8 protein-coding genes and 1 pseudogene are annotated in these 7127 nt (G+C 35.3%); 1 reads left to right on the plus strand and 8 read right to left on the minus strand.

Translation table 11 applies throughout. From position 1 onward, the window contains the following. Positions 1 to 95: 95 nt before the first annotated feature. Both Q0252_RS01425 and Q0252_RS01430 read right to left on the minus strand, forming a co-directional pair. Positions 96 to 386 (minus strand): hypothetical protein, encoded by a 291-nt coding sequence (locus tag Q0252_RS01425; RefSeq protein WP_297982862.1) that lies wholly within the window; start codon positions 384 to 386, stop codon positions 96 to 98. 104 nt (positions 387 to 490) lie between these two features. Continuing rightward, on the minus strand, positions 491 to 2098 hold the full coding sequence (locus tag Q0252_RS01430; protein ID WP_297982863.1) for a fumarate hydratase: 1608 nt from the start codon (positions 2096 to 2098) through the stop codon (positions 491 to 493). Positions 2099 to 2407: 309 nt separating this feature from the next. Between Q0252_RS01430 and Q0252_RS01435 the strand changes: the two genes are divergently transcribed. After that, positions 2408 to 3556 (plus strand): ATP-binding protein, encoded by a 1149-nt coding sequence (locus tag Q0252_RS01435; protein WP_297982864.1) that lies wholly within the window; start codon positions 2408 to 2410, stop codon positions 3554 to 3556. Between the two features lie 43 nt (positions 3557 to 3599). Here the strand turns inward: Q0252_RS01435 and Q0252_RS01440 are convergent. The 6 genes and pseudogenes from Q0252_RS01440 to Q0252_RS01465 all read right to left on the minus strand — a co-directional run. Then, positions 3600 to 3872, minus strand: a pseudogene (locus tag Q0252_RS01440) (DUF6150 family protein); the annotation flags it as partial. Positions 3873 to 4033: 161 nt separating this feature from the next. Continuing rightward, the gene (locus Q0252_RS01445) at positions 4034 to 4291 is read right to left on the minus strand and encodes a hypothetical protein (protein WP_297982865.1); all 258 of its coding nucleotides are present in this window, start codon (positions 4289 to 4291) and stop codon (positions 4034 to 4036) included. A gap of 68 nt (positions 4292 to 4359) precedes the next feature. Beyond that, on the minus strand, positions 4360 to 4833 hold the full coding sequence (locus Q0252_RS01450; RefSeq protein ID WP_297982866.1) for a hypothetical protein: 474 nt from the start codon (positions 4831 to 4833) through the stop codon (positions 4360 to 4362). Between the two features lie 5 nt (positions 4834 to 4838). Further along, positions 4839 to 5813: a CFI-box-CTERM domain-containing protein gene (locus tag Q0252_RS01455; protein WP_297982876.1), complete on the minus strand. Its 975-nt coding sequence runs from the start codon at positions 5811 to 5813 to the stop codon at positions 4839 to 4841. An 18-nt stretch (positions 5814 to 5831) separates the two neighbouring features. Next, positions 5832 to 6791 carry an SPFH domain-containing protein gene (locus Q0252_RS01460; RefSeq protein ID WP_297982880.1) on the minus strand — a complete coding sequence of 320 codons (960 nt, stop codon included), beginning with the start codon at positions 6789 to 6791 and terminating at the stop codon, positions 5832 to 5834. A gap of 3 nt (positions 6792 to 6794) precedes the next feature. Beyond that, on the minus strand, positions 6795 to 7127 hold a 333-nt coding region (locus tag Q0252_RS01465), incomplete at its 5' end, for a hypothetical protein (protein WP_297982882.1).

The following is a 7127-nucleotide window of genomic DNA, read 5'->3' on the forward strand; positions in this document are numbered from 1 at the left end:
AAAATCAGCTCCAAAAAATTGGAACTGACTTCAATATATTGTTTTGCTTTGTGATTGCTTTTCCCGGAATTAATGTGGGAAAGCAATGACATCAACTAGTGATGACCGTGATTGTCGTGCGCGTGGATGAAAGGTCCATCACCCTTTGGCTGGTTGTAGATTACTTCTACTCCTTCCTGCTCATACAGTTTTTTGAAACGTACATCTTCCGGATTGAAAGGTTTTGTTTTACCGAAATATTCAGCTAGTCCTTCTGTTAACCACAACGGGATTACAAATCCGAAGAACATGAAGATACACCAGAATCCCACTAAAAACATAGTGAAGAAATATACAGTCCATAGGAACTGGTAAAATGGCCAAAATGAAGATAATACTGTTAGCATTTTTCTAATAATTTCAGCAAAAATAAATTATTTTCCCCGATTTGGAAAATTTTACCCGCTGAATTTTGTTATTTAAACTTATTTTAAACTGTCCTGAATTGATTTTAATGCGCGATGGATGCGAAGAAATCGTTTCCTTTATCGTCGGTAATGATGAACGCAGGGAAATCTTTCACTTCAATTTTTCGCACAGCTTCCATGCCAAGTTCTTCAAAATCAACCACTTCAACAGATTTGATGTTTTCTTTCGCTAAAATTGCAGCAGGTCCACCTATGGAACCAATGTAGAAACCACCGTGTTTTGCACAAGCATCGGTAACGTCTTTGCTGCGGTTTCCTTTTGCGAGCATAATCATGCTTCCACCGTGGCTTTGGAATTCGTCGACATAAACGTCCATTCTTCCCGCAGTTGTAGGTCCGAAACTTCCGGAAGGCATTCCTTCGGGAGTTTTTGCAGGTCCTGCGTAATAAATTGGGTGGTTTTTGAAATATTCTGGCATTGGTTTTCCGCTATCGATAATTTCTTTGATTTTGGCGTGAGCGATATCTCTCGCAACAATTAAAGTTCCGTTCAGTTTTAAACGGGTTTTGATTGGATATTTCGACAATTCCGCCAAAATTTCTGGCATTGGACGGTTCAAATCGATTTCTACTGCTTTTTCCAAATGTGGTGGTGTATCTGGTAAAAATCTTTTTGGATTTTCTTCAAGTTGTTCTAAAAACACACCTTCTTTCGTGATTTTTCCTTTGATATTTCTATCTGCAGAACAGGAAACTCCCATTCCAACCGGACAAGAAGCTGCATGACGCGGTAAACGAATAACGCGAACATCATGTGTTAAATATTTTCCGCCAAACTGTGCGCCAATGGAAGATTCCTGACAGATTTTCTGTACCCGTTTTTCCCATTCCAAATCGCGGAAAGCCTGACCTCCCATATTTCCTTCCGTAGGAAGATGGTCATAATATCCTGCACTTGCTTTTTTTACGGCTGCTAAATTGGCTTCCGCAGAAGTTCCACCAATAACCAAAGCTAAATGATAAGGAGGACAAGCTGCAGTTCCCAGATCTAGAATAGTTTTCTTAATGAATTCTTCCAAAGATTTTTCGTTTAGCAAAGATTTTGTCTTTTGATACAAGAACGTTTTGTTCGCAGAACCACCTCCTTTTGCCAGAAATAAAAATTTGTAGGCGTTTCCTTCTTCCGCATAAATATCAATCTGCGCCGGAAGATTGGAGCCTGAATTTTTTTCATCAAACATATTCAAAGGAACTACCTGAGAATATCTTAAATTTTGGTTTTGATAGGTATTGAAAATCCCTTTGGAAATGGATTCTGCATCGTTGCTTCCCGTGTAAACATTTTCACCTTTTTTCGCCACACAAATTGCAGTTCCTGTGTCCTGACAAGAAGGCAAAGCGCCTTCAACAGCTACAGCCGCGTTCTGCAATAAATTATAAGCAACAAATCTGTCGTTGTCTGTCGCTTCTGGGTCGTCGATAATTTTTCTAAGTTTTTCGAGATGAGAAGAACGAAGTTTAAAAGAAACATCCTTCAAGGCTTCTTCAGCCAAAAGCTCCAAAGCTTTAGGGTCCACAGAAAGTATTTCTCTGTCGCCCAGTTGTTCAACTTTTACGTAATCTGAAGTAAGTTTTTTGTAATGGGTATCGTCTTTAAGAATAGGAAATGGTTCCTGATATTGAAAATCCATTTTTAAATTTTTATTAAAAGGTAAAGTTACGGAAAATTGGGATTTTGGGGAAATGAGATTTTGCAGTTGAATTGCCATCCCGAAACTTCGAGACAGAAATAACTTTTATGTATTTTTAAAATTTTTCCTATGTATATTTAAAATAATTTTTATGTAAATTTAAAATATAATCGATGAAATTTTAAAATTTGCTTTCTTTTACAGTTCTTAAATCTTATGTCGATTTAAAAAATTTTCCATGTGAATTTAAAATTTATTTTATGTAAATTTAAAAAAATTTAATTACTTTTGCTTGACAATCATAGAACAATGGACGTATCGAGAACTTTAACAAAATCAATTCGGGAATATGTTAAACTTTATCCGGTAATTGCGATAAATGGGCCACGTCAATCCGGAAAAACCACCATGCTCCGAAACGAGTTTCCCGAATACGAATATTTAAGTTTGGAAAATCCCGACATTCGAACAATCGCCGAAGCAGATCCCAATTCTTTTTTAGAAAGATATTCCAACAAAGTGATTTTTGATGAGGTTCAACGCGTTCCGAAACTGTTTTCTTTTCTGCAAACCAAAGTAGATGAGGACAAAATCATGGGGCAATACATTTTGTCGGGTTCGCAAAATTTTCACATGCTTCAAAACATTACCCAAAGTTTGGCAGGAAGAGTGGCGATGTTTCAACTGTTTCCATTCGATAATTCCGAGTTAATTTCAGCGGATTTGCTTCCCGAAAATTTTGAAACTTTAATTCCCCACGGATTTTATCCTGCCATTTTCGACCGAAAAATTCCACCGCCGTCTTATTACAAAAATTATATTGAAACCTATATTCAGAGAGACCTTTCGGAACTTTTGAACATCCACGACTTGGCCAATTTTCGCAGATTTCTTCGGTTGTGTGCTGGAAGAGCCGGACAAATTCTCAACCTTTCCGATTTGGCAAAAGATTGCGGAATTTCTTCGCCCACCGCAAAATCGTGGCTTTCGATTTTAGAGGCGTCATTCATTGTTTTTCGTTTGGAGCCGTATTTTGAAAACTTCAGCAAACGAATTATTAAAAGTCCAAAACTTTATTTCTACGACACCGGTTTGCTTTGTTATCTGCTGAATATCAACACTGAAAACAAATTGATTGACAACCGACTTTTTGGAAATATTTTCGAAAACTTCATCATCGCCGATTTAATCAAGAAAAATGCACACGAATACCTTCTCCAGGATTTCTGGTATTGGCGCGACAGCAACGGCAACGAAGTGGATTTGATTATTGAAGGTAACGGAGTTTTTGAGACCGCCGAAATAAAATCCACCAAAACCATCAGCGAAAAACTCTTCAAAGGTTTGGATTATTTCCGGAAAATCTATCCTGAAAAAATTGACAGGGAAATGCTGATTTATGGCGGAAAGGAAAATTTCAGGAGGAAGGAAGTGGAGATTTTGGGGTGGAAGGAGTGATTATCAACCGTAAACCTTGTCAAGGTTGAAGTAGGAAAATTTCTCAATAGAACAAATGCATTTTCTCCTTACTTCTCCAACCTGCCTGATTTTGGTATTTCACAAAATAAATCTTCAGATCGGCTTGGTTGGCGTATTTTACGAAATAGATTTTTTTGTCCGCCTGATTTGCATAATCCGTGAAAAACCATTTTCCTTCATTTCCTGATGCCTGGTTTTGGTATTGTACTTTATACACTTTCAGATCTGCCTGACTTTCATAATCTACCACAAAAACTTTAAGGTCGGCTTGGGAAGCGTAGTTCACGGAATGGAGTTTTTGGGCGGAAAGTTAAGCGAGGTATAAAAGCAGTAAGAATCTATAAAGAGATTTCATTTTTTAATAGGAATTTTAAGGTTAAAAAAAGCGACTGATTTTGTCGCTTTGGTTTTTGGGGTTTAAACTTTCATTCGTAGTACGATTATTTATAAATAGTTCTAAAATTTTTGTTTTTGCATTTTAAGACAGTGGCTGCAAATCCTTAATTGCCTCTTAGGCAATAAAGCAGCAAATGCAACTGCTTCCTCAAAAGTATTAAAATAACCAAACCACCTATCATTTGTCGCAGGATTATTGCTCAACCATTTATTTTCAATGCGAGTATTTCCGTCAATTGCATGACCACAAGTTTCTTTGTGTACTACTGCCTTATCATCAGCTCTCCAATTTTCATAAACTAAAAATTTATCACTCATTATTTTCTTATTAAAAATTTATTGCGTTTACAGGCATCTATTTGAAAAATAATACACAAAAAATGAAATTAAAAGCTTTTATTAAACTTGGGCAAACATCTTTTTTCCTTATAAAAATCATTTAGAAGTAAACTTTCCAAAAATGCTGGTGCAACTCCGTCTTTTGTAGGATAAACAAATATTTTCATGCATTCAATATTTTCATTTTGCATTTTGGTCTTAATGTACGAATTTGTTTGAATATCCTTTTTTGTAACATTGCATTTTTCTCGCGAAGCTTGTAACCTGTTTGAAAGAGAATGTCCTGAAAAGCAACCATTATTTTTAATTCGTCCCGCCATTCCAATATATAACACTTCGTCATTATTTGCATCCACCCAAAGATAAATTCCGCACTTAGGTTTTATATTATCACGAATTTTTTTGTTGTAATTTTTATTATAATGACAATCTTCTAATTCAGATTTGTTAATTTCGATAATGATAGGTTCCACATCTTCAATGTATTCGTATAATAAATCGGAAATCGTAGAAATTTTCATTAGCACTATCTCAATTTTTTAGTTAAAATCTGCAACGGTTTTACAATAGCAACAAAAGTTATTTTCTTTAGAAATGTTGATTTTTCAATTATTCTAGCTGCTTTTGGACCATGTGTATAATACCAATTCGTGAAGTTTTGTCCCCATTCTTTTTTTAATAACCATTGATCTCTGAAGCGGCGAAGATCCATTACAACAGGATGATCATAATCTCCCATTGCAGCAGTTGCAATGAAACAACCAACATTTCTCTTTTTTGGAGCAGTTGACGGTTCTAACTTCTGCCAAATAGGTAGTAACTTTTCATTTTGAATTTCAATAATTTTTTTGGTAGCAATAGATAAATCATTGTTGATTTTATCAACTCCTCCCTTTTGCATAAACGCTTGTTGCATGACTTTACGTGTGCTTTTATCAACCTTTTGCAGCGTATCATAAAGCTGTTTAACCGCCGCAATATCAATCCCTGCTTCACTAATTACGAAATCAATTGAATCATAAGCTCTCGCAATTTTTTCAGCAAATTCAGGACCGCTACCTGCCAAAGTAAAATAGGATTTAAAATGTTCAAACGCTACGAAAAGATACTTATTTATGAAAGGCAAAACATCTTTTCGTAATCTTAGTTTAAAACTTTCTTTATTTGGAGCATTATTAAGTGCAATGCGAAATGACGAACTTGCCATCTGTCCTTTTAAATTCCCAACAGATGACGTCATGAGTGTGGACAATCCCTTCTTATACCAACATTCAAAAAAATCTGGATCCTTTTCTAGACATTTATTATAGTAAGTAATCGCTTCATCATAATTACCCCCTTCAAATGCGACTTCTGCTAATTTGAAGTAGTTCCCATTCTCATTTAGGCTATCAACCCTTTTTTGCATTTCATCGGATATAGCTAAAACATTACCACAATAAGTGCAGTTTTTTAACCCATTTTCATTTTGTGCACCACAAGCTGAACAATTTGTTTTCATTAATTATTATATTAAAAATTATATCTGTTTTAATATTACTCCCTTCTTTTCATCAAACTCATTTTGCGAAATCGCGCCCATATCTAAAAGCTCTTTTAATTTCTTTATTTTCTCTACCGCATTCGTTGAATTATTTTGAGATGATTCTGCAATTCCTCCCATCATCTGTGGCAACATCATTCCCAAAGCTAAACCTGCACCTGTATTAAATGCATCGCTTCCTGAACCTTGGTTATTTGCAGCGTCGCCCAAAGCATTTGCTACTTTAAATTTCATGTACTGATCCAAATTTCCCAATGCACCGAGTCCACTTTTTGTGTCAATCATTTCCTGAACTTCAGGCGGAACAGAAATCGAGAGAATATAAAAGTCATGAAGATTAAGACCGAGACCTCTGAAATCTGCAAGGATTTCAGTTTTCAATACTAAATTTAGATCTTCAATGCTTTTCGCAATATCATAAACCGACTTCAAATGATTTCCAAGAACAACATTTAGTTTAGAAACAATAATTCCTTTCAAATAATCTTGAATGCTTTCTGTAGTGAAAAGTCCACGAGTTCCAACAACTTTGTTTACAAACAATAGGGTATCTTCAATCTGAATAGAAAAATTCCCAAATGATCGTAAACGAACGACATTAAGTTCACTATCTCGAAAAATAATCGGCTCACGTGTTCCCCATTTTAAATTGCTAAAAAGCTGTTTTCCGACAAAAAGAACTTCCGCACGGAAAGGAGAATTGGGACCATAACCAAAAGAAGTAACCCATTTTCCAACTACCGGAATATTTTGAGTTTCTAAAATATATCTTCCGGGACCAAAAACGTCCAAAGCACGACCATCTCTAAAGAAAACCGCTTCCTGACTTTCACGAACGGTTAATTGTGAACCCCATTTAATTTCGAGTTTGCCGTTGTCGGGAATTCTTTTCACCAATACTTCTCCGGAATTATCCAAAAATTCTAATACCTCCATTTCTTATTTGTATTGGTTGATATAATTTGTTCGATCCACAATCAAGCTTTTTATTTCTTGAATTGATTTATGTGTAGTTTCTATATAAAGTTTAGATTCATCAATCTTATTTGAACTTGTAAAAATCAAGTCTGCTCTCTCCATAATTTCCTCATCGAACTTATATAGTCTTTCAAGTTGCTCTTCTTTTACCTGACTTTCTGAAAATAAAGAAGATGAACCATATGCTAAATGCTTAATCTTTGTGCACTCTGTATCAATTGCCTTAATCAATAAATCTAATTTCTTCGCTTCTACAACATCACCTTCTTTCACAAAGATTGAAACTTGATTTCT

This window comes from uncultured Chryseobacterium sp., assembly GCF_936933875.1.
Classification (GTDB): domain Bacteria; phylum Bacteroidota; class Bacteroidia; order Flavobacteriales; family Weeksellaceae; genus CAKZIK01.